This window comes from Alteriqipengyuania triglochinis, assembly GCF_054655655.1.
Genome location: NZ_BAAHNC010000002.1, coordinates 307,234 through 327,580 on the forward strand (window position 1 = coordinate 307,234; position 20,347 = coordinate 327,580).

The following is a 20,347-nucleotide window of genomic DNA, read 5'->3' on the forward strand; positions in this document are numbered from 1 at the left end:
CAGCGATGCGTCGGCCCTTTTCACATCCGCACAAATGTGGCGTGCGCTATTTCGGCCCGCGGGCGTTGCCCAGCCGCTCTCGGGCGCGTGCGCCGAAATGCTCGATCGCCGCAGGCTGCAGCTTGGGGGCGCACACCAGCAGGCCGAAGCTGCGTGGATCGCGCTTGTTGTAGCCCAGCGGCTGGCCGAAAATGTCGCTCACCGCCGCCCCCGCCTCGCGCGCGATCAGCGTCGCGGCGGCGATATCCCACTCGTAACCCCAGCGCATGGTCGCCAGCAGGTCTGCCTCACCCGCGGCCACCATCGCGGCGCGCAGGGCGATGCCGTTGGGCTGGTCGACCTGCGCGAGAACCTTGTCCTCCGCCGCGAGATCGGCAGCGGGTACGCGCGCGCCCTCGAACTGCGTCCGCGTCGATGCGATCAGCCGCTCCCCGTTGCGCGTGGCGCCGCGGCCCGCAGTGGCCTGCCAGCTTTCGCCCCGGGCTGGCGCCTCGAGGCAGGCGATCAGCGAACGGCCCGAACTGACCAGCGCGACAGAGACCGCCCAGCCGGTGCGTCCGCGCAGATAATCGCGCGTGCCGTCGATCGGGTCGACCACCCAGACCAGCCGGTCGGCAAGGCGGTCGGCCTGGTCGGTCGTTTCTTCCGACAGCCAGCCCGCGCTCGGCAGCAGGGCCGACAATTCACGCTTCAGGAAGCGGTCGATGGCAACGTCGGCCTCGCAGACCGGATCGTTCGTGCCCTTGTCCCAGCTTTCCACGCTGTTTCCGGCACCCGGCCAGAGGTCCATGGCGATTCGCCCGGCTTCCCGGACGATCGCATCGAGGCGTGTATAATCGATCATGACGACGCGGCGGCATGTGCGTCGGGACAGCGCCCTTTTCAAGCGCCCGCATCCATGCTTATGCGCGACGCGAAAACCTTTTCGCCGAAGATCCATCCCGCAAAGGACGAAGCGCCCCCATGAATATCCACGAATACCAGGCCAAGGAACTGCTCGCCGGACACGGAATCGCCATCCCCAAGGGCATCCCCGCGATGAATGTGGAAGAAGCGGTCGAAGGCGCGAAGCAGCTGCCCGGACCGCTCTATGTCGTGAAAGCGCAGATCCATGCCGGCGGCCGCGGCAAGGGCAAGTTCAAGGAACTGGGCCCCGATGCAAGTGGCGGCGTGCGCCTCGCCAAGTCGATCGACGAGGTCGAATCGGCTGCGCGCGAAATGCTCGGCAACACGCTGGTCACCGTGCAGACGGGCGACGCAGGCAAGGAAGTTAATCGCCTCTACGTCACCGACGGCGTCGACATCGCCAAGGAATACTACCTCGCGCTGCTCGTCGACCGCGCTAGCGGCGAAGTCGCCATGGTCGCCTCGACCGAGGGTGGCATGGACATCGAGACCGTCGCGCATGAAACGCCCGAGCGGATCACCACGATCACCATCGACCCGGCGCAGGGCTTCATGCCGCACCACGGCCGCGCGGTGGCCTTTGCGCTGAAGCTGGAAGGCGACCTCAACAAGCAGGCGCAGAAGCTGGCCAAGCAGCTCTACGAAGCCTTCCTCGCCTATGACTGCGCGATGCTGGAGATCAATCCGCTGGTGGAAACGAAGGACGGCCAGCTGACCGTGCTCGACACCAAGATGAGCTTCGATTCGAACGCCATGTATCGCCACAAGGACGTCGAAGCGCTGCGCGACGTCACCGAGGAAGACGAGGCCGAGGTCGAGGCGAGCGAGTACGACCTCGCCTACATCAAGCTCGACGGCAATATCGGCTGCATGGTCAACGGCGCCGGCCTCGCCATGGCGACGATGGACATCATCAAGCTGAACGGCGCGTTCCCGGCCAACTTCCTCGACGTGGGCGGTGGCGCCAACAAGGAGAAGGTGACGGCTGCGTTCAAGCTGATCCTCAAGGATCCGGCGGTCGAAGGCATCCTCGTCAACATCTTCGGCGGCATCATGAAGTGCGACATCATTGCCGAAGGCATCGTCGCAGCCGCCAAGGAAGTGAACATCCAGGTTCCGCTGGTGGTCCGCCTCGAAGGTACCAATGTCGAGGCCGGCAAGCAGATCCTCGACAATTCGGGCCTCGCGATCGTCAGCGCCGACGATCTTGGCGATGCCGCGCGCAAGATCGTGGCCGAGGTCAACAAGGGCAAGTAAGGTACGGGCCGGCGCGGCGGGTGGCTAGAACATCCCGCCGCTGCCGCCGCCCGAACCATCGCCCATCAGCATCCCGAGCACGACCTTCGTAATCAGGATGTAGAAGGCAGCGCCGCTGCCGATAAAGGCGACCAGCATCAGCAGCCCGTCGCGCACGGTCAGCGCGATACCGAACGCGCCGATGACCGCCATCGGCAGCGCAACCGCAAACGGCAACAGCTCGAGCGGCGGGATCGAAAGGCACAGCAGCGAGATCACGATCGCGGCGAGCCGGCCCGCCGTCCTGCCGGTAAACATGGTCAGCCGGCCATGGAACAGCTTGTCGAGCCAGTTGCCGACCTTCTCCATCTTCCGAGCTGCATCGGCGAGCTTCTCTCCCTCGACCGAACGGTCCTTGAGAACCCCCGGCAACCACAGGTGCTGCTTGCCGAAGACCATCTGCACAGCAAACAGCAGAAGCGTCACCGCGAGGAAAGTCGGTACGCCGGGAATGCCCCCGAGCGGCGATATGCCGATCAGGGCAGGCACCAGCAGGACCGGGCCGTAGGACCGGCTGCCGAACGCGCCGACGATATCGCCCAAGGTGACCTTGTCATTACCGCCCCCGATCTCGGCCAGCCGGTCCAGAATGCCGCAAACGCTTTTCGGGGTGTCGGACATAGTGATGCAAAACCTTGGTCGGTGAGGGGTTCGGATCGGCCCTTAACATGATTCGCAAGGGGTTTCGCCAGCCGGGATGCAGGTGCCGACGCCCAACCTTACGCTACGCCAAAGCGCGCCTGCGCGGCTGCACTTGACGGCGCTGTTCCCGGAACGCAACACCGCCCCCAGCCATTAGAAAGTCGGGACATTCTGCGGCCCGGTGGGCAAAACCCGGCCGACACGCGAAAGGGAAAACACAATGAAGATACTCGTCCCCGTCAAGCGGGTGATCGATTACAACGTCAAACCGCGCGTCAAGGCGGATGGTTCGGGGGTCGACCTCGCCAACGTCAAGATGAGCATGAACCCGTTCGACGAGATCGCGGTCGAAGAAGCGATCCGGATCAAGGAAGCGGGCAACGCGGAAGAAATCGTCGCCGTCTCCATCGGCCCGGCAAAGGCGCAGGAAACGCTGCGTACCGCGCTCGCCATGGGTGCCGACCGCGCGATCCTCGTCGAGACCGACGATGAGGTCGAGCCGCTGGCCGTGGCCAAGATCCTCAAGGCGATCGTCGAAGAGGAACAGCCGGGCCTCGTCCTGCTGGGCAAGCAGTCGATCTCGGACGACAGCAATCAGACCGGCCAGATGCTGGCCGCACTGCTCGACCGTCCGCAGGGGACCTTCGCCAACACGATCGAACTCGATGGCGAAAGCGTCACCGTGAAGCGCGAGATCGATGGCGGCCTCGAAACGGTCAAGCTGACGCTCCCTGCCATCGTCACCACCGACCTGCGCCTGAACGAGCCGCGCTACGCCTCGCTGCCCAACATCATGAAGGCAAAGAAGAAGCCGCTCGACACCAAGAGCCCGGCCGATTTCGGCGTCGACACCGCGCCGCGCCTCAAGACCACCAACGTCTCCGAACCGCCGGTTCGCCAGGCGGGCGAAAAGGTCGAGGATGTCGATGCGCTGGTCGCCAAGGTGAAGGCGCTGGGCATCGCTTGAAGCAACTCAATCTCCGTCCGCGCGCACGGTTGAGGCCGCGCGCGGACGGCCCGTTTTGAGCGCTTCGACAGGAACGCTGCGGACGGGCCCGATGGTAAGGAAACGAATATGAAAACTCTGGTTCTGGTCGAACACGACAATGAAAGCGTGAAGGATGCGACGCTTGCAGCGGTGACCGCCGCGTCCAAGCTGGGCGAGGTTCACCTGCTGGTCGTCGGCGCGAATTGCAGCGGCGTGGCCGACGAAGCCGCCAAGATCGCGGGCGTGGGCAAGGTCCACCTCGCGGACGACGCCGCCTACAAGGACATGCTGGCCGAAAACGTCGCCCCGCTCGCTGCCAAGCTGATGGCCGATCACGACGCTTTCGTCGCGCCCGCCACCACCACCGGCAAGAACATCGCGCCGCGCGTCGCCGCGCTGCTCGACGTAATGCAGGTGTCCGACATCCTGTCGGTCGAAGGCGAAAAGACCTTCACCCGCCCGATCTACGCAGGCAACGCGATCGCGACGGTCGAAAGCACCGAAGACAAGCTGGTCCTGACCGTGCGCGGTACCGCGTTCGACAAGGCCGAAGCCGAAGGCGGCAGCGGGACTGTCGAGACGGTGGAGACCACCGGCGATGCTGGCACCTCCGAATTCATCAGTCGTGAACTCGCCAAGAGCGAGCGTCCCGAACTGACCAGCGCGAGCGTGGTCGTGTCGGGCGGCCGTGCGCTGAAGGATGCGGAGACGTTCGAGGAATATATCACGCCGCTGGCAGACAAGCTGGGCGCCGCGATCGGCGCGAGCCGTGCGGCGGTCGATGCGGGCTATGTCCCCAACGACTACCAGGTCGGCCAGACCGGCAAGATCGTCGCGCCGGAAGCCTATTTCGCGATCGGCATCTCGGGCGCGATCCAGCACCTTGCAGGGATGAAGGATTCCAAGACGATCATCGCGATCAATAAGGACGAGGACGCACCGATCTTCCAGGTCGCGGACATCGGCCTGGTCGCCGACCTGTTCAAGGCCGTGCCGGAGCTGACCGAGAAGCTGTAACATACTGTCTTGATCCGGTCGCAATGCGCGAATAGTCTTCGCGATATGATCGGTAAAGTAACGACATCGCTGACCGCCGCGGGGGTTCTTGCCTTCGCGGCGGTTTTTTCTTGGCCCGCAATGGCAGCGAAGGAAAAGGAACCGGAAACACTTCAGCCGTCCTCGAACTGGCATGCCGACTATTCGCCCACCAGCTGCAAGCTGGTGCGCATCTTCGGCGAGGGGGACGATAAAGTCGTTCTGATGATGGAACAGCATCAGCCCGCGGGGACCTTTGAGACCACCGTGGCGGGCTCCCCCGTCGAGAAGCTGCGCTTGCCCTCATCCGTCGAGGAAATCACGTATCGGTTTGGACCTCACGAGGAGGAGCGCGAAACATCGGCTTTCTCCGGCACCCTCGGTGAGTACGGGTTAGCAGCTTTGTTCACGATCGGCGCTTTCGGCCAAGTGACGAGCGATGCGCTCGCGGATCGGGACGAAGAATACGTCCCTCCTGCGCCGGTGAACGTCTTCACAGGCAAGTTTTCCGCCGAGCGCGCAGCCCGGATCGAGTGGCTCGAGATCGAGCGGCGACGCAGACCCCTCCGTCTCGCGACCGGGCCGATGGATAAGGCTCTCGCAGTGATGGACAATTGCATGGAAAGCCTCGTTGCCGAATGGGGGGTCGACATTGCTGCCCACCGCGAGCTTCAACGAAGGGCGACTCCCAAAAACAATCCCGGCCTATGGATCAGGGACGTGGACTATCCCCGTTCCGCCACAAAGGCCGGCAGGCAGGGCATCGTGCGATTCCGGCTGATTATCGACGAGCGGGGAATGCCGGCCAGCTGCGCGATCGACGGAGCGACTGATCCGGACGATTTCTCCGACCTGACCTGTGAAAAGCTCATGTCACGCGCCGAGTTCGAACCCGCGCTCGATTCGCAAGGCAATCCGATCCGGTCCTACTATGCGGGCGCAGCCCATTTCCATATGGCCCGCTAGAACACCTGTACGATCGCGTGCAGCGTCACGCCGACCAGCCCGCCCACCAGCGTGCCGTTGATGCGGATGAACTGCAGGTCGCGGCCCACCGCACCCTCGATCCGGTCGGTCACCGTGCCCGCATCCCAGCGTTTCACGGTTTCGGACACCAGCGCCACGATCTGCGCGCCGTAGCGTGAGGTGAGGCCAACCGCGGTGCGCCGTGCGAAGCGGTTGATCTGGCGTTGCAAGCGCGGATCGTCCTGCAGCGCCTTGCCCACTTCGCGCAGGCCCTCGCGCAGTTCGCCCCCCAGCCCGCCTTCGGGATCGCGCGCGCGGGCAATCAGCGAATGGCGAATACGCTCCCACACACCCATCCACCAGTCGGCCAGCGCCGGGTTCTCCAGCAGGTCCATCTTCACGGCTTCGACCTTCGCGCGCATGTCGGGATCGGTCTTGAGCTGCACCGCCAGCTTCACCAGCGCGGCGTCGATCCGACCGCGCATGGGGTGCTCGGGATCGACCAGCACCTCCGCCAACAGGCGATACACCCCATCGAGCACCGAGCTGGAGATGCGGCTGTCCAGACCGGTCCAGCGCAGCACCGAATTCGCGCGACTGCGGATGATCTCGCGCACCGCCTCCTCGTTGTCCTCCAGCGTCAGGCCCGCCCAGCGGATCAGCCCGTCGAGCAGCGGCCGGTGGCGGCCATCGGCGATCAGGTTTTCGAGCAAGCCGCCCAGCAGCGGGGCCAGCTCGACCTTGGAGAGCTGCACGGCAAGCCCCGAGCGGACGCGCAGGCCCAGCCGTTCGGGATCGAGCGATTCGAGCACTTCGGCAACCAGCTCCGCCCCGCCGCCCATCAGGCGCGAGCGGGAGGTGTCCTCGCTCCGCATCAGGAATTCGCCCGCGCTCGCCGCGACGTTCATGCGCCGCATGCGCCGCGCGACCACCGACGGCGTGAGGAAATTGGCGCGCAGGAACTGCGCCATCGTGTCCGCGATCCGGTCCTTCTTCGTCGGGATGATCGCGGTGTGCGGGATCGGCAGGCCCAGGGGGTGGCGGAACAGCGCGGTCACCGCGAACCAGTCCGCCAGCCCGCCGACCATTGCGGCCTCGGCAAAGGCATTGGCGTAGCCGAGCCCCGGGGCCCACTGGGGGTAGGCCCCCATCGCCCAATGGCTGACGGCGAAGATTACCGCCATCAGCACGAGCATCAGGGTTGCCGTCCGGCGCATCGCCCGCGCGCGGTCGGGCGTGACGGCTCCCCCCGCGGGGCCGGTGGGCGGTGCCTCGGTCACTCTGCGGGCGCTGGGTCCGCTTCGCCGTCACCGGGCGCGCCGCGATGGCGGGAGTCGGTCGCATCGCCTGGGCGATAGCTGAGCATGCGATCGCGCAGCCAGGGGCCGACGCGTTTCTCAAAGCCGTCGGCAAGGCTGAAGCCTGCGGGCACGATGAGCAGGGTGAGCAGGGTGGAGACCACCAGCCCGCCGATCACCATCGTGCCCATCGGTGCGCGCCATGCCCCATCGCCCGATCCCAGCACGCCTGAAAGCGCGGTGGGGATCATCCCTGCGGTCATCGCGAAGGTCGTCATCACGATCGGCTGGGCACGCTTGTGGCCAGCGTCGAGGATTGCCTCCATCTTGCTCTGCCCGCCGGCCATCGCCTCGATCGCGAAGTCGATCAGCAGGATCGAGTTCTTGGACACGATGCCCAGCAGCAGGAGCACGCCGATATAGACCGGCATCGACTGGGGCTGGCCGACAATCCAGACGAGGAAAATGCCGCCCAGCGGAGCGAGCGCGAGGCTGGTCATGTTGACCAGCGGGCTCATGAGCCGCTTATACAGCAGTACCAGCACCGCGAAGACCAGCAGCACGCCCGCGATCACCGCGTACATCAGGCTGGTGACCAGCTCGTTCTGCCACTGTTCGTCGCCCACCGCGTCGCGGGTCACGCCCTGCGGCAGCTCCTGCAGCGCGGGTAGCGCGTCGATCTGCGCGCGCGCCTCGCCCGAGACGACGCCTTCGGCAAGATCGGCACCGACGAGGATGCGGCGGCTCTGGTTGTAGCGCTGGATCGCCGTCGGACCGGACCCGAAGCTGACATCGGCCACGCGGCTTAGCGGGATCGTGCCGCCGCGCAGCGTGGGCACGGGCAGGTTCTCGATCGTCGTAAGGCTTTCGCGCGAGGCTTCGGGCAGCTTCACCCGGATCGGGATCTGCCGGTCGGAGAGCGAGAACTTGGCCGCGTTCTGTTCGATCTCGCCCAGCGTCGCGATGCGGATCGTCTGGCTGAGCGCGGCGGTCGACACGCCCAGGTCCGCTGCGAGATCGGGACGCGGCGTGATGATCAGTTCGGGACGCGTCAGGTCGGCATCAATGCGCGGCGCGACCAGCGTGTCGAGCCCCTTCATCTGTTCGACCAGTTCGGACGCGGTTTCCTGCAGCACCTCCGGATCGGAGCCTGCCAGCATCACCGTGATATCACGCCCGCTGCCGCCACCGCCGCCCTGCTGCGACTGGAAGCGCACGCGCGCATCGGGAATTCTGGCGAGCGTCGGGGCCAGCTGCCGCTCGAACTGGATCGAGGTCCGTTCGCGATCGGGCGAGAGCGTGACGTAGATCGTCGCGTTGCCCATCCGCACGCGCTCGAGCGCGCGCTCGACCTCGGGCTGCTGGTAGAGCAGCGCGGCGACGCGGTCCGCAACCTCCTCGGTATCTTCCAGCGTGGTGCCCGGCACCATTTCGATCTGGACCTGGCTGCTGTCGCTATCGACGGTCGGCTGGAACGCGCTCGGCGTCATCATGAACAGCTGCACGGTCAGCAGCAGCGCGAAGAAGCCAATCATCAGCATCCACACGCGGTGATCGTAGAAGCGCGCCTCGAGGTAGCGCCAGACTTCGCGCGACCGACGGCCGAACATGGCGCTCACCAGGCCAAGCAGCTTGAGCAGGACGAAGCCGGCCGCGAAAGCGATCGCCATCGCAGCGACCAGCTGCGCGATCCCGACGAGCCGGTTGTAGAAGGTGCCGGCAATCGAATCGGGCGACGAGGCGACCGCATTGCCCGCCATGTCGGCAAGGCCAAGCCCGCCCAACGCACCATGCGAGACAAAGAAGGCCCCGCCCACGGCCCCGATCAGCAGCAGGACCGTCACCAGCAGCGCAATCATGTAGGCGAAGCGCTTATGCGGCTTCTCGATCCCTTCGCGCCGGCGGAGCATCTTGCCGCGTTCGAGCGACCAGTGAAGGATGCCCATGTAGCGGTCCATCACCGGACCCTCGCCGTGGCTGGCATGGCCCTTTGACTTGAGGAAGTAGGCCGCCAGCATCGGCGTGATCATCCGCGCGACCGCCAGCGACATCAGCACCGCGATGACCACGGTAATGCCGAAGTTCTTGAAGAACTGGCCGGAGATGCCGGGCATCAGGCCCACGGGCAGGAACACCGCGACGATGCAGAAACTGGTCGCCACCACCGGCAGGCCGATCTCGTCCGCCGCGTCGATGGACGCCTGGTAGGCGTTCTTGCCCATTCGCATGTGTCTGACGATGTTCTCGATCTCGACGATAGCATCGTCGACCAGCACGCCAGCGACCAGTGCGAGCGCCAGCAGGGACAGCGAGTTCAGGTTGAACCCGGCAAGATCCATGAACCAGAAGGTCGGGATCGCCGACAGCGGGATCGCGACAGCGGAGATGAAGGTCGCGCGCCAGTCGCGCAGGAAGAAGAACACCACGACGACCGCGAGCAGCGCGCCCTCGATCATCATTGCGATCGAGCTTTCGTACTGTTCCTCGGTATATTTGACCGTGTCGAACAGCTGGATGAACCTGACCCCGGGATTCTCGGCCTCGATCTTCTCGATCTCGGCCATCGCGTCATGGTAGGTTGAAACGTCGGATGCGCCCTTGGCGCGCGACATCGCGAAGTTGACGACTTCCTTGTCGCGCACCTTGCTGATCGATGTCTGTTCGGAGAAGCCGTCGCGCACGTTGGCGACGTCGGCAAGCTTGATCGTGCGCCCGTCGCCCAGCTGGATCTGCTGCTGCGAGAGGGCGAAGGCATCCTCGCTGTTGCCGAGCACGCGGACCGACTGGCGCGTGCCACCCACTTCGGTCGCGCCGCCCGCCGCGTTGAGGTTGTTCTGCCGCAGCACGCCGTTGAGCTGGCTGGCGGTAACCCCGTAGGCTTGGATCTTCTGCGGATCGAGGATCACCTCGATCTCGCGATCGACCCCGGCAAAGCGGTTGACCTCCGCCATGCCTTCGACGCCGAGCAGCCGCTTGGCGACGACGTCATCGATGAACCAGCTGAGCTGTTCCAACGTCATGTCGTTGGCCTCAACCGCGAAGATGCCGAGGAAACCGCCCGAGATTTCCTCCTTCGACACGCGCGGTTCCAGAATGCCGTCGGGCAGCGATCCGCGAATCGTGTCGATCGCGTTGGTGACTTCGGACACCGCATCGTCGGGATCGGTGCCGATCTCGAATTCGATGAAGGTGTTGGAATTGCCTTCCGACGCGGTCGAGTTGATCGTCTTCACGCCATTGATCGAGCGGACGGCGGATTCGACGAGCTGCGTGATCTGGTTCTCGATCTCGGTCGGCGCAGCACCTGGCTGCGAGATGCTGACATTGACCGCCGGAAACTCGACCTCCGGGTTGTTGACCACGTCCATCCGGGTGAAGCTGAGCAGTCCGGCCAGCAGCAGCGCGGCGAAGAAGACCAGCGGAATGACCGGGTTGCGGATCGACCACGCGGAGATGTTGCGGAAATCCATGATCGCCTACTCGCCCTGCATCACAGGATTAACCTGTTCACCGGGATTGAGGAAGCCGCCAGCCCGCAGCACGATCCGCTCCTTACCCGTAAGCCCGCTGTTGATCGCGATGCCCTTGCCAGTGACCATCCCGGTTTCGACCGCACGGCGACGAACCGTGTTATCCTTGTCTACGATGTAGACATAGCTGCCATCGTCATCCGCCATCACCGCGCTTTCGGGGAGCAGGGGCGCGACGGTCGTACCGCTGCGGATGGTCGCGGTGGCGAAGCCCCCGGGGCGCAGTCCGGGCGCGTAGTTCAGCGCGATGCGTGCCACGCCCTGGCGGCTCTGTTCATCGACCGTCGGCTCGATCTGCCAGATCTGGCCGGTGTAGGTCTGGGTCGAGCCCACCGGCGAAATCTCCGCCTCGACGCCGACACCCAGGCGCTGCAATTCGCTTTCTCCGACCTGCGCGCGCAATTCCATCTGCCCGCCCTGCGCAAGCACGAAGGCGGAAGATGTGCCCGCGCCCACGGTCTGGCCGGGTTCGATATTGCGTTGAAGCACGAGGCCTGCGGCGGGCGCAACGATGTTAAGCCGCGCATTGCGCTCGCGCAGTTCCGCCAGCTGGGCCTGCGCCACGTTGACCCGCGCACGCGCAGCATCGCGCGTCGCCGTCAGCCGATCGACGTCGGCGGTGGAGACGAAGCCGCGCTCGACCAGCTGCAGGGCGCGGTCGAGGTTGTTCTGTGCCAGTTCGGCATCGGCCCGCGCGACCTCGACCTGCGCGGCCTGTGCGCGCGCCTGCTCGTTCTGGACCGACCGGTCGATCGAGGCGAGCACCTGGCCGGCACGGACCCACTGGCCCTGCTCGACATTGACCGAAACGACGCGCCCGCCTTCGCCGACCACACCGACCGGCAGCGCGCGCCGCGCACCAATGGTGCCGGTGGCGGTGATCGTGCCTTCGATGGTGGCGCTGCCGGGCTGCATCACGGTGATCTCGGGCGCCTGGTCGTTCGCACTCGGCTCGTCCGGCGCATCGTTCGTTGCGCTCAGGAAAAACCATCCCGCCACCAGCGCGGCGACGATCAGCACCGCGACGATGATGATGATGATGCGGGTGCGTCCGCCCCCGTCGGTCTGCTCGGCCGTGGTTGAGTAGCTCGCAGTCATGCTCGTTTCTTTGTCCTCATCACCGACCGGGATTGGCAGTTCATCTGTCTTTGGCGGTGTACCAGCTCGCCCCTTCGTCATCCCCCGGGGCGATCCACTGGTGCCTTAGTCCGAGCATACAGTGCAGGCAATCGGGCGCTCTACGAAACGCATAGCCTGCCGGACGAAGGAAAGTGAGGGGCAATCGCTGCAGACGCGCGCCTCGTCGCACCCCGAACACGAAAAAGGGCGGTCCGGCATGTCGCCGAACCGCCCCGAAGCGTCATTTTTCGCGTCGGTCTGGTTAGCGAACGCGGCCGCGCTGTACCAGATTGGCAATCGCCAGCAGGATCACCGCGCCCAGAATGGCCACGAGGAAGCCTTCGAGGCTGAACGATCCGATCGGGCCGCCGACGCCGAGGAAGGCATTGCCGACCCAGTTACCGATAAGCGAGCCGATCAAACCGACGATAATGTTCCAGAAAATGCCCATCGAGGCATCGCGGCCCATGATCATGCTTGCGATCCAGCCGGCCACACCACCGATAATAATGGCGATAATCCAACTCATGTCCCAACTCCTGTTTTTGCCGAACCCGTCCGGGTTACGGGGCAGCAACGGAGTTAAGCGACGGGGAGTTCCCGCGCCACGAGGAATAGTCGCGTGGAAAATTGGCTGGCCGGCGACGAAAACGTGCGGCGGTTCAGTATTTCAGCTGGCGCTCGTACAGGTCGCGGTAGTGCTGGATGCGAGTCACCCGCAGGCCCTGCATGCCCGACCGGTCGACCGCGCGCTGCCACGAGGCGAACTCTTCCAGCGTCAGCCCGTACCGTTCGAGGACTTCGTCGATCGTCAGCAGGCCGCCATTCACCGCAGCGACGACTTCGGCCTTGCGGCGGATCACCCAGCGCTTGGTCTTGGGGCTCGGAAGGTCTTCCAGGGTCAGCGGCTCGCCCAGCGGGCCGATCACTTGGTCGGGTTTGATTTTCTGGTTCTCAATCATCGGTTCTCTCGGTGCGCCTGGGGGAAAGCTCTGCGCTGAGCGTAGCGCTATCTCCGGGTGCTTTTCGGCGCGCTAAAGAGCTAAGGTTAACGCCGCGTTCGTATTTGGTTTCGCCGCGATCGAAGAACGGTCCGGCGCGAGACAGCACCCCTTGCTCGGAAGGGGCCGGATCGCGTGAGAGGCGGATCGCAACGGCAAGCTCCGCCCAGCGGACGCGCCTGAGACCTTCGGTCAGGGCCGGGTCCTTCGCCGCAGAAATATGTTCAAGTCCTTGGAACATAGGAAAATGTCTAGCGGGGAGATGGTCAATATAGGGTAAACCGCGAGGCGCATTCTCGTTCCGCATCGGGCCGCCTTCGCTTGTCTCGCGGCCGGTGAAGGCTATATGCGCAGGCTTAACGCCTATGTCCGACACCGCATATCTCTCCAACGCCGAAGAGGCCGCCCGCCTGTTCGATCTGCCCCGCGATCCTGCCGACTGCCGGATCGTGGTCGCCATGTCGGGCGGAGTGGACAGTTCGGTAGTGGCGGCGCTCGCCGCGAGAACCGGCGCGGACGTGGTCGGCATTACCCTGCAGCTGTACGATTACGGCGCGGCGACCGGCCGCAAGGGCGCGTGCTGCGCAGGCGACGATATCGCCGATGCGCGCGCCGTGGCCGACCGGCTGGGCATCGCCCATTACGTGTTCGATCACGAAAGCGCCTTTCGCGAAACGGTGGTGGAACAGTTCGCCGACGATTATCTCGCGGGTCGCACTCCCGTGCCCTGCATTCGTTGCAACATGGGGCCCAAGTTTACCGATCTGCTGGCGATGGCGCGCGAACTGAACGCCGATTGCCTTGCAACCGGGCACTATGTGCGCCGCGCGATCGGAGCCGGCGGCCCCGAACTGCAGCGGGCCGAGGATGCGAGCCGCGACCAGTCCTATTTCCTCTTCGCGACCACGCAGGAGCAGCTCGATTTCCTGCGTTTCCCGCTGGGCGGCATGCCCAAGACGCAGGTGCGCGACCTTGCCGAGGCTGCGGGCCTGCGCAACGCGGCCAAGCCCGACAGCCAGGATATCTGCTTCGTGCCCGACGGCAATTACGCGAAGATCGTGAAGGGCCTGCGCCCCGAGGGAGCCAGGCCCGGCACCATCGTCCATGCGCGCACCGGGGAGACGCTGGGCGAGCATGCGGGGGTGATCCACTTCACCGTCGGGCAGCGTCGGGGCCTCGAAATCGGCGGCCAGCCCGAACCGCTCTATGTGGTCGAGCTCGATGCGGAGACCGCCGAGGTCCGCGTCGGCCCCAAGGCCATGCTGGCGACGAAGTCCGCGCGCGTGGTCGAAACCAACCGGATCGGGCCGCTGCCCGACCTGCCGCTGACCGCCAAGGTCCGCTCGCTCGCGAAGCCCGTTCCGGTGAGGATCGATGGATCGCTCGGCGAAGGTGGCAGCGTGGCGCTGGAATTCACCCAGCCCGAATTCGGCGTGGCACCGGGGCAGGCGGCGGTGATCTATGCCGGAGAGCGCGTGGTCGGCGGCGGCTGGATCGACGCGACAGAACCCGCCGCGTAAAGGCTTGGCCACGTAAGGCCCCGCCAGGGCGCGCCTAGTCTTCCCAAGGTTCGAGCACGCAGCCATACCCTTCGCGGAAACGCGCGGTCTGGCTGGCGACGAGAGGAAAGCTTGCGGTGACGCTTTTGCTCGCGGGATCGTCCGAGAGACGGACCATTTCCATCCCCGCAATCCTGTCCTTCGCGCAGTCGCCGATATCGCGCCCGCCGATATAGCGGCACGAGCATCCGACCCGTGCGGCATAGGCCGCGCCGGTCGTGGCATAGCCGTTGATCGCCTCGCGATTGGCGAACCATGCCACCGCCAAGACGCTGGCGAGCACCAGCGCCGCAACGAGGAGGATGCGCGGCCACAGGCGGCGCTTTCCGGGGGAGGTTCGATGGACGTCGGCGGGAGTGGTTTCGGTCGTTGCCAAGCGGGCTTCTCTCGTGCGATTTGCTGCGACCATGCTTTCGCCCCGCCACCTCCTGCTTGCAACCCCCGTGCTGCTCGCCATCGCCCTTTCCGGATGCAGCGGCGGGAGCGAACCCGATCCAGGCCCGACGGCCGAGGAACTTGCTGTCATTAGCGATTCACCGGGCGTCGGGCGTGATCGGCTGGCGATGGAATTCGGCGACCTGTTCGAGGAAAATCAGGGCCTTGGCGAAACGCGCGCAGCACTGGTGATGCACGGGGGCGAGATCGTGGCAGAGCGTTACGCGCCCGAATATGATGCGGATACGCGCTTCATCAGCTGGTCGATGGCGAAAACGGTCACTGCGGTGATGATCGGCATGCTGATCGCCGACGGCGCGCTGGAACTGGACGCGCCCGCGCCGGTGGCAGGCTGGCAGCGCCCGGGCGATGCGCGCGCCGAGATTACCCTGCGCCACCTGCTCCAGATGCGGTCGGGCCTCGACCATACCGAAGGCGGGGATGTGCCCTATGAGTCGAGCGAGGTGCGCATGCTCTTCCTCGACCAGCGCGACGATATGGCCAGCTTCGCCAAGGAACAGCCGCTCGAAGCCGAGCCGGGCGAAAAGTTCGAATATTCGAGCAATACGACCGTCATCCTCGCAGACATCGCGGCCGATGTGCTGACCGAGGGCAGCAGCGATCCGGACGAGCGGCGCGAGGCGGTCGACACCTATCTGCGCACCCGGCTGTTCGGTCCGCTGGGCATGACCTCGATGGTCCCGGAATATGATGCGTCGGGCACGCTGATCGGCGGCAGCGCGATCCATGCGACCGCACGCGACTGGGCGCGCTTCGGCGAATTCCTGCGCAACAAGGGCAGCTATCGCGGCACCCAGCTGGTGCCGCGCAAGTGGATCGATTTCATGCTGGAGCCCAGCCCGCCCGCGCCGTTCTATGGCGGGCAGATCTGGCTCAACACGCAGGCCTCCGATCCGCAAAACCAGCTCTACCCGATCGACGATCCGCAAGGCATCTTCGCCGCGATCGGCCACATGGGGCAATACATCGTGGTCTCGCCCAAGCAGAGGCTGACGGTCGTGCGGCTGGGCCATTCGGATGCCGAGCAGCGCCGCGCCCTGCTGCGCCAGATCAACGACGTGATCGAGCTTTACCCCGCGCAATAGGCGTCATCCGGGCAGCCGGAGGCCTATTCGGGCAGGCGGAACTGCCCTTCGACCACCGTCACGCACGGCCCGCCGAGCCACACCCGTTCGCCATCCATCCGGCATTGCAGGGTGCCCCCGCGCCTGGAGGCCTGGAACGCGCTCATGCTGTCGCGCCCCAACCGCTCGGCCCAGAAAGGCGCGAGGGCGGCATGCGCCGAACCGGTCACGCTGTCCTCGGGCACACCCCAAGCGGGAACGAAGACCCGGCTGACGATATCCGCACCCGATCCCGAGGGGTCGCCCGGCGCGGTACAGATCACCATCCGGTCGATCTTGCCGAGCGCGCGCATGTCGGGCTTCAGGGCCCGCACCGCCGCTTCGTTTTCGAGCAGGACGATCGTCGTCTGTTCGGCGCCGCTGACCGATTCGAACAGCGGCGCGGTCACGTGCAGCGCGCTCAGCAGCGATTGCAGCTCACCCTCTTCGACACGCGTGATCGGCAGTGCCAGTTCGTAGCCGTCGCCGGCGCGGCGCACTTCGAGCACGCCGGCCTTGCGGGTGCGGAAGGTTACCGTATCGTCGGCTCCTTTCGAAAATCCGTTGGCCTTGTCGAGCAGCACGTGACCTGCTGCGAGCGTCGCATGGCCGCACAGCGCGACCTCACTGGTTGGCGTGAACCAGCGCAGTTCCCAGTCAGCGGCGCCGGTGGTGTCGCGGACGACGAAGGCGGTCTCGGCGAAACTGTTTTCCTCGCCGATCGCCTGCAGCGTCGCATCGGGAAGCCACGACGACAGCGGCATCACCGCTGCCTGATTGCCGGCGAAGGGCCGGTCGGCGAAGGCATCGACGTGCCAGTAGGAGAGCGAGCTCACGCTCCTTCGTCCGCCGGGCGTCCGTGTGTCTGGCTGGTCATCGGTCTCTCTCCAAGCTGCTGGAACTGGTCTTCCTCGACCAGCCGGTTCGCGGGTTCGTCGACATGGCCCTCGGGGTCGATATGGATCAGGACCTCGGCGTCGGGGAATGCCCCGCGCAGGTCGTCCTCCACCCGCTCGATAATGTCGTGTGCGTGGCTAACGGAGTAATCGCCCGGAAGGTCCACGTGGAACTGGACAAAATCGATTCCGCCGCTGGTGCGGGTGCGCAAGTCGTGCAGCCGCGACAGCTCGGGATGGCGCGCGGCGACTGCGATGAAGCGACGGCGCTTTTCTTCCGGCCATTCGCGATCCATCAGGTGATCGATCGCCTCGCTGCCCGCGCGCCACGCGCCCCACAGCAGCCATGCGGCGATGCCGAGGCCGAACAGCGGGTCCGCACCGGCGAGGCCCGCATAGCGATCGAGCACCAGCGCCGCGATCACCGCCAGGTTGAGGAGCAGGTCCGACTGGTAGTGGAGATGATCGGTCTCGATCGCGAGCGATCCGGTGCGCGCGATGACAAAGCGCTGGTAGGCGAGCAGCGCAAGGGTCGCGACAATCGCGATCACGCTGACGATGATGCCCTCCTGCGCTGCGGCAACCCGCTGCCCCTCGGCCAGCGCCTCGGCCGAACGCATCGCGATTCCCGCGGCGGACAGCGCGATCAGCATGACCTGGAAGACTGCGGCGAGTGCCTCTGCCTTGCCGTGTCCGAAACGGTGGGAGGTATCCGCCGGTCGCGCGGCGATCATCACGCCCACAAGCGTCGCCAGGCTCGCGATCAGATCCAGCGCACTGTCGGCAAGACTGCCGAGCAGCGCCATCGAATCGGACTGCCAAACCGCCCACAGCTTGAGCGCGACCAGCAGCATCGCGGTGACGATAGAGGCGATCGCGGCGCTCCGCCCGAGGACCGCCCTGTCGCTCGCCGCGCGGCTCCTCATGGGAACAGCAGCGTGCTGTTCCAGCCGTCTGCGCGGCGCACGAACAGCCGCCGGTCGTGCAGGCGGTTCTCGCGGTCGAGCCAGAACTCGATCCGTTCGGGATCGAGGGTAAAGCCCGTCCAGTATAGCGGCCGATCGACCTCGCGTTCGGCGAAGCGCTCTTCAGCGGCACGGTAACGCTCCACGAAGGTGGTCCGCTCCTCCATCGGGCGCGACTGGTCGGATGCGACCGCGCCGAGCTGCGATGCGCGGGCGCGCGAGTGGAAATATTCGTCCGCGACACGGTCCGCCACCTGCGTCAGCGCGCCCTCGATACGGATCTGGCGGCGCAGGCTCTTCCAGTGGAACAGCAGTGCCGCGCGCGGATTGGCGCGGATTTCCTCGCCCTTGCGGCTGTGGGCATTGGTGTAGAAGGTGAACCCTTCGGGCCCATGCTCCTTCAGCAGCACCATCCGGACCGAGGGGAAACCCTCGGCCGTGGCCGTCGCCAGAGCCATCGCGTTCGAATCGTTCGGCTCGGCCTCGCGCGCTTGGGCATACCAGGTCTCGAACAGGCCCATCGGATCGTCCTCGGGCAGCGCGCTGGCGGTGGGGTTGGGCTCGGTATCGCTCATGCCCATGCCCTATACCCGCTCCCGCGTGCGGGCAATTAGGGCATTCATTTTGCAACCCTTGCCCGTTAGAGCTTGCGCAATGTCGGGGAAAATCCAGCCAGTGATCCTGTGCGGCGGCGGCGGAACACGCCTGTGGCCGCGCAGCCGTCACGCCAAGCCCAAGCCCTTCGTGCCCCTGCTGGGCAAGCGGACGCTGTTCCAGCAGGCGGTGGATCGCGTGGCCAATGCGGATCAGGGGGCGGAGGCATTTGCCCCGCCGATGGTCGTCGCGGGGGAGGCGCACGTGCCGCTGGTGCTGGAACAGGGTGGCGAGGCGCTGTCGATCATTGCCGAGCCCATGGGCCGCAACACCGCTCCCGCGATCGCGCTGGCCGCGCTGCGCGCGCCCGAAGGCAGCGTGTTGCTCATCTGCCCGAGCGATCATCACATCGCCGACGAAGCGGCCTTTCGCGATGCGGCCCGAGCCGCAGCGGGGCTGGCGCGCGAAGGCTATCTGGTCGCCTTCGGGATCGAGGCAACGAGCCCGCACACCGGCTACGGCTACCTTCGCAAGGGCGCGGAAGTTCCCGGCGGCTTCGCGCTCGACGCATTCGTCGAAAAGCCCGACCTCGAAACCGCAGAGAGCTTCCTGGCGGACGGGCGGTACAGCTGGAACGGCGGCATCTTCGCCTTCGGGCGGGAGCGTCTGCTGGAAGAGCTTCGCACCCACCGGCCCGAGATGGCGCGCCTGTGCGCGGATGCGGTGGCGGCGGGGATCGAGGACGGCAGGGTATTCCGCCCCGCCCGGGCCCCGTTCGCCGAAATCGACGGCGATTCGATCGACTATGCGGTGATGGAGAACACCCGCCGTGCCGCAATGGTCCCCGTCTCGATGGGCTGGTCCGATATCGGCAACTGGCATGCTCTGCGCGAGGCCCGCGGCGGGACCAACACCGGTCCGCACGAACTGCACGACTGCACCAACGTGATGGTGGACAGCGATGGCCCGCGCGTTTGTGTCGTCGGGCTCGACGATGTGATCGTGGTGGTTGACGGCGACGACATCCTCGTCACCAGCGCCAGGGGCGCGCAGGACGTCGGCAAGCTCGAGGGCGCAGGCCGCCCATGAGGAAGCTGCCGGTCCATCTCGTCGACAAGGTCTGGGGCAGGCACACGCCGCCGCCGCCGTTCACCAATCCGAGCGAGGAGCCGCTGGGCGAGATCTGGTTCGACCCGCCTCCCGAAATGGCCGATTTGCTGGTGAAGTTCATCTTCACCGATGCCGCGCTCAGCGTGCAGGTCCACCCAGACGACGCGCAGGCACCGCCGGGGCACCGGGGCAAGAACGAATGCTGGTACATCCTCGATGCGGAGCCGGGCGCGACGATCGCGGTCGGTATCGAGCGCGAGATGAGCATGGAGGAACTGCGTGCCGCCGCCCTCGACGGTTCGATCGAGAACGACCTTGGCCGGATCGAAGTCGCGCCGGGCGATTTCTTCTCCATTCCTGCGGGCACGATCCATGCGATCGGCGCGGGGATCAGCCTGCTCGAAGTGCAGCAGAACAGCGACATCACCTACCGCCTCTACGATTACGGCCGCCCGCGCGAACTGCATCTGGAGGACGGGCTGCGGGTCGCCCGGCGCGCGGGCTACGATGCGGCGCTACGCGCACGCTCTGCCGCGCGCGGATACGACGAACTGATCGACGGCCCGCACTTCCGGCTCGCGATTCTGGGCGCGGCGGGCACGGTGCCCGAAGGCAGGTTTGCAGGCCATGCGCTGATCCTGCCGCTGGCCGAGGGTGTGTCGCTGGAAGGCCGTCCGCTGGAGGTGGGCACCTGCACGTTGACGCAGGGAACCGGTGGACTTGCGATCGCGAACGGAGCCAGTGTCGCTCTGGTCGAGGACACTGCCCGCTAGACCCAGGCGCTCATCATAGCGGCCGCAAAAAACTGACCAACGCCGTGCGGGTGAGCTTGTCGATAAGGGCGTTCCCCAGGTGATTCGCAGAATTGCCAGCACTTTCGATC

The 20,347-nt window shown here is 65.8% G+C and carries 19 protein-coding genes; 8 read left to right on the top strand and 11 right to left on the bottom strand.

From position 1 onward, the window contains the following. Nucleotides 1-46 precede the first annotated feature (46 nt). Nucleotides 47-844 (bottom strand): 3'(2'),5'-bisphosphate nucleotidase CysQ, encoded by a 798-nt coding sequence (locus ACYQ0L_RS07190; protein ID WP_459788365.1) that lies wholly within the window; start codon nt 842-844, stop codon nt 47-49. Nucleotides 845-963: 119 nt separating this feature from the next. On the opposite strand from ACYQ0L_RS07190, the gene sucC reads away from it, so the two are divergent. Then, on the top strand, nt 964-2,163 hold the full coding sequence (sucC, locus tag ACYQ0L_RS07195; protein WP_459788366.1) for an ADP-forming succinate--CoA ligase subunit beta: 1,200 nt from the start codon (nt 964-966) through the stop codon (nt 2,161-2,163). A gap of 24 nt (nt 2,164-2,187) precedes the next feature. Here the strand turns inward: sucC and ACYQ0L_RS07200 are convergent, their stop codons facing one another. Further along, a complete protein-coding gene (locus ACYQ0L_RS07200; protein ID WP_459788367.1) occupies nt 2,188-2,823 on the bottom strand; it encodes an exopolysaccharide biosynthesis protein in 636 nt (211 codons plus the stop codon). Between the two features lie 241 nt (nt 2,824-3,064). Here ACYQ0L_RS07200 and ACYQ0L_RS07205 point away from each other — a divergent pair, with 241 nt between their 5' ends. From ACYQ0L_RS07205 to ACYQ0L_RS07215, 3 genes are all read left to right on the top strand, one after another. Continuing rightward, on the top strand, nt 3,065-3,811 hold the full coding sequence (locus ACYQ0L_RS07205; RefSeq protein WP_459788368.1) for an electron transfer flavoprotein subunit beta/FixA family protein: 747 nt from the start codon (nt 3,065-3,067) through the stop codon (nt 3,809-3,811). A gap of 108 nt (nt 3,812-3,919) precedes the next feature. Further along, nucleotides 3,920-4,849 (top strand): electron transfer flavoprotein subunit alpha/FixB family protein, encoded by a 930-nt coding sequence (locus ACYQ0L_RS07210; RefSeq protein WP_459788369.1) that lies wholly within the window; start codon nt 3,920-3,922, stop codon nt 4,847-4,849. A gap of 45 nt (nt 4,850-4,894) precedes the next feature. Further along, on the top strand, nt 4,895-5,833 hold the full coding sequence (locus ACYQ0L_RS07215; RefSeq protein WP_459788370.1) for an energy transducer TonB: 939 nt from the start codon (nt 4,895-4,897) through the stop codon (nt 5,831-5,833). Here ACYQ0L_RS07215 and ACYQ0L_RS07220 read toward each other — a convergent pair. The 5 genes from ACYQ0L_RS07220 to sciP form a co-directional block, all read right to left on the bottom strand. After that, nucleotides 5,830-7,050, bottom strand: a complete 1,221-nt coding sequence (locus ACYQ0L_RS07220; RefSeq protein ID WP_459789006.1) for a DUF445 domain-containing protein — start codon at nt 7,048-7,050, stop codon at nt 5,830-5,832. The two genes, ACYQ0L_RS07215 and ACYQ0L_RS07220, sit on opposite strands and share 4 nt — an antisense overlap. A 59-nt stretch (nt 7,051-7,109) precedes the next feature. Then, on the bottom strand, nt 7,110-10,601 hold the full coding sequence (locus ACYQ0L_RS07225) for an efflux RND transporter permease subunit (protein WP_459788371.1): 3,492 nt from the start codon (nt 10,599-10,601) through the stop codon (nt 7,110-7,112). A gap of 6 nt (nt 10,602-10,607) precedes the next feature. Further along, the gene (locus ACYQ0L_RS07230; RefSeq protein ID WP_459788372.1) at nt 10,608-11,759 is read right to left on the bottom strand and encodes an efflux RND transporter periplasmic adaptor subunit; all 1,152 of its coding nucleotides are present in this window, start codon (nt 11,757-11,759) and stop codon (nt 10,608-10,610) included. Nucleotides 11,760-12,042: 283 nt separating this feature from the next. Then, complete coding sequence (locus tag ACYQ0L_RS07235; protein WP_459788373.1) at nt 12,043-12,309, bottom strand: GlsB/YeaQ/YmgE family stress response membrane protein; 267 nt, start codon at nt 12,307-12,309, stop codon at nt 12,043-12,045. A 133-nt stretch (nt 12,310-12,442) separates the two neighbouring features. Next, nucleotides 12,443-12,742 carry a CtrA inhibitor SciP gene (gene sciP / locus ACYQ0L_RS07240; protein ID WP_115490998.1) on the bottom strand — a complete coding sequence of 100 codons (300 nt, stop codon included), beginning with the start codon at nt 12,740-12,742 and terminating at the stop codon, nt 12,443-12,445. 404 nt (nt 12,743-13,146) lie between these two features. On the opposite strand from sciP, the gene mnmA reads away from it, so the two are divergent. Next, a complete protein-coding gene (gene mnmA, locus ACYQ0L_RS07245; RefSeq protein WP_459788374.1) occupies nt 13,147-14,301 on the top strand; it encodes a tRNA 2-thiouridine(34) synthase MnmA in 1,155 nt (384 codons plus the stop codon). Nucleotides 14,302-14,335: 34 nt separating this feature from the next. Here the strand turns inward: mnmA and ACYQ0L_RS07250 are convergent, their stop codons facing one another. Further along, nucleotides 14,336-14,716 (bottom strand): hypothetical protein, encoded by a 381-nt coding sequence (locus tag ACYQ0L_RS07250; protein WP_459788375.1) that lies wholly within the window; start codon nt 14,714-14,716, stop codon nt 14,336-14,338. 31 nt (nt 14,717-14,747) lie between these two features. Between ACYQ0L_RS07250 and ACYQ0L_RS07255 the strand changes: the two genes are divergently transcribed. Continuing rightward, nucleotides 14,748-15,881 carry a serine hydrolase domain-containing protein gene (locus tag ACYQ0L_RS07255; protein ID WP_459788376.1) on the top strand — a complete coding sequence of 378 codons (1,134 nt, stop codon included), beginning with the start codon at nt 14,748-14,750 and terminating at the stop codon, nt 15,879-15,881. A 23-nt stretch (nt 15,882-15,904) separates the two neighbouring features. Here the strand turns inward: ACYQ0L_RS07255 and ACYQ0L_RS07260 are convergent, their stop codons facing one another. From ACYQ0L_RS07260 to pdxH, 3 genes are read right to left on the bottom strand one after another with little or no spacing between them, the layout of a single operon-like run. Then, complete coding sequence (locus ACYQ0L_RS07260; RefSeq protein WP_459788377.1) at nt 15,905-16,735, bottom strand: PhzF family phenazine biosynthesis protein; 831 nt, start codon at nt 16,733-16,735, stop codon at nt 15,905-15,907. Continuing rightward, complete coding sequence (locus ACYQ0L_RS07265) at nt 16,732-17,721, bottom strand: cation diffusion facilitator family transporter (RefSeq protein ID WP_459788378.1); 990 nt, start codon at nt 17,719-17,721, stop codon at nt 16,732-16,734. The genes ACYQ0L_RS07260 and ACYQ0L_RS07265 overlap by 4 nt, the downstream gene beginning before the upstream one ends. Further along, nucleotides 17,718-18,335, bottom strand: a complete 618-nt coding sequence (gene pdxH / locus ACYQ0L_RS07270) for a pyridoxamine 5'-phosphate oxidase (RefSeq protein WP_459788379.1) — start codon at nt 18,333-18,335, stop codon at nt 17,718-17,720. Before pdxH ends, ACYQ0L_RS07265 begins: the two co-directional genes overlap by 4 nt. Nucleotides 18,336-18,414: 79 nt before the next feature. Between pdxH and ACYQ0L_RS07275 the strand changes: the two genes are divergently transcribed. Together ACYQ0L_RS07275 and ACYQ0L_RS07280 are read left to right on the top strand one after the other, a co-directional pair. Further along, nucleotides 18,415-19,443 (top strand): mannose-1-phosphate guanylyltransferase, encoded by a 1,029-nt coding sequence (locus ACYQ0L_RS07275; protein ID WP_459788381.1) that lies wholly within the window; start codon nt 18,415-18,417, stop codon nt 19,441-19,443. Beyond that, nucleotides 19,440-20,237 (top strand): class I mannose-6-phosphate isomerase, encoded by a 798-nt coding sequence (locus ACYQ0L_RS07280; protein ID WP_459788382.1) that lies wholly within the window; start codon nt 19,440-19,442, stop codon nt 20,235-20,237. The genes ACYQ0L_RS07275 and ACYQ0L_RS07280 overlap by 4 nt, the downstream gene beginning before the upstream one ends. Nucleotides 20,238-20,347 lie beyond the last annotated feature (110 nt).

Bases quoted from the DNA above. Each gene is read 5' to 3' on its own strand.
- ACYQ0L_RS07190 (WP_459788365.1), bottom strand. From the start codon at position 844: ATGATCGATTATACACGCCTCGATGCGATCGTCCGGGAAGCCGGGCGA.
- sucC (WP_459788366.1), top strand. From the start codon at position 964: ATGAATATCCACGAATACCAGGCCAAGGAACTGCTCGCCGGACACGGA.
- ACYQ0L_RS07200 (WP_459788367.1), bottom strand. From the start codon at position 2,823: ATGTCCGACACCCCGAAAAGCGTTTGCGGCATTCTGGACCGGCTGGCC.
- ACYQ0L_RS07205 (WP_459788368.1), top strand. From the start codon at position 3,065: ATGAAGATACTCGTCCCCGTCAAGCGGGTGATCGATTACAACGTCAAA.
- ACYQ0L_RS07210 (WP_459788369.1), top strand. From the start codon at position 3,920: ATGAAAACTCTGGTTCTGGTCGAACACGACAATGAAAGCGTGAAGGAT.
- ACYQ0L_RS07215 (WP_459788370.1), top strand. From the start codon at position 4,895: ATGATCGGTAAAGTAACGACATCGCTGACCGCCGCGGGGGTTCTTGCC.
- ACYQ0L_RS07220 (WP_459789006.1), bottom strand. From the start codon at position 7,050: ATGCGCCGGACGGCAACCCTGATGCTCGTGCTGATGGCGGTAATCTTC.
- ACYQ0L_RS07225 (WP_459788371.1), bottom strand. From the start codon at position 10,601: ATGGATTTCCGCAACATCTCCGCGTGGTCGATCCGCAACCCGGTCATT.
- ACYQ0L_RS07230 (WP_459788372.1), bottom strand. From the start codon at position 11,759: ATGACTGCGAGCTACTCAACCACGGCCGAGCAGACCGACGGGGGCGGA.
- ACYQ0L_RS07235 (WP_459788373.1), bottom strand. From the start codon at position 12,309: ATGAGTTGGATTATCGCCATTATTATCGGTGGTGTGGCCGGCTGGATC.
- sciP (WP_115490998.1), bottom strand. From the start codon at position 12,742: ATGATTGAGAACCAGAAAATCAAACCCGACCAAGTGATCGGCCCGCTG.
- mnmA (WP_459788374.1), top strand. From the start codon at position 13,147: ATGTCCGACACCGCATATCTCTCCAACGCCGAAGAGGCCGCCCGCCTG.
- ACYQ0L_RS07255 (WP_459788376.1), top strand. From the start codon at position 14,748: ATGCTTTCGCCCCGCCACCTCCTGCTTGCAACCCCCGTGCTGCTCGCC.
- ACYQ0L_RS07265 (WP_459788378.1), bottom strand. From the start codon at position 17,721: ATGAGGAGCCGCGCGGCGAGCGACAGGGCGGTCCTCGGGCGGAGCGCC.
- pdxH (WP_459788379.1), bottom strand. From the start codon at position 18,335: ATGAGCGATACCGAGCCCAACCCCACCGCCAGCGCGCTGCCCGAGGAC.
- ACYQ0L_RS07275 (WP_459788381.1), top strand. From the start codon at position 18,415: ATGTCGGGGAAAATCCAGCCAGTGATCCTGTGCGGCGGCGGCGGAACA.
- ACYQ0L_RS07280 (WP_459788382.1), top strand. From the start codon at position 19,440: ATGAGGAAGCTGCCGGTCCATCTCGTCGACAAGGTCTGGGGCAGGCAC.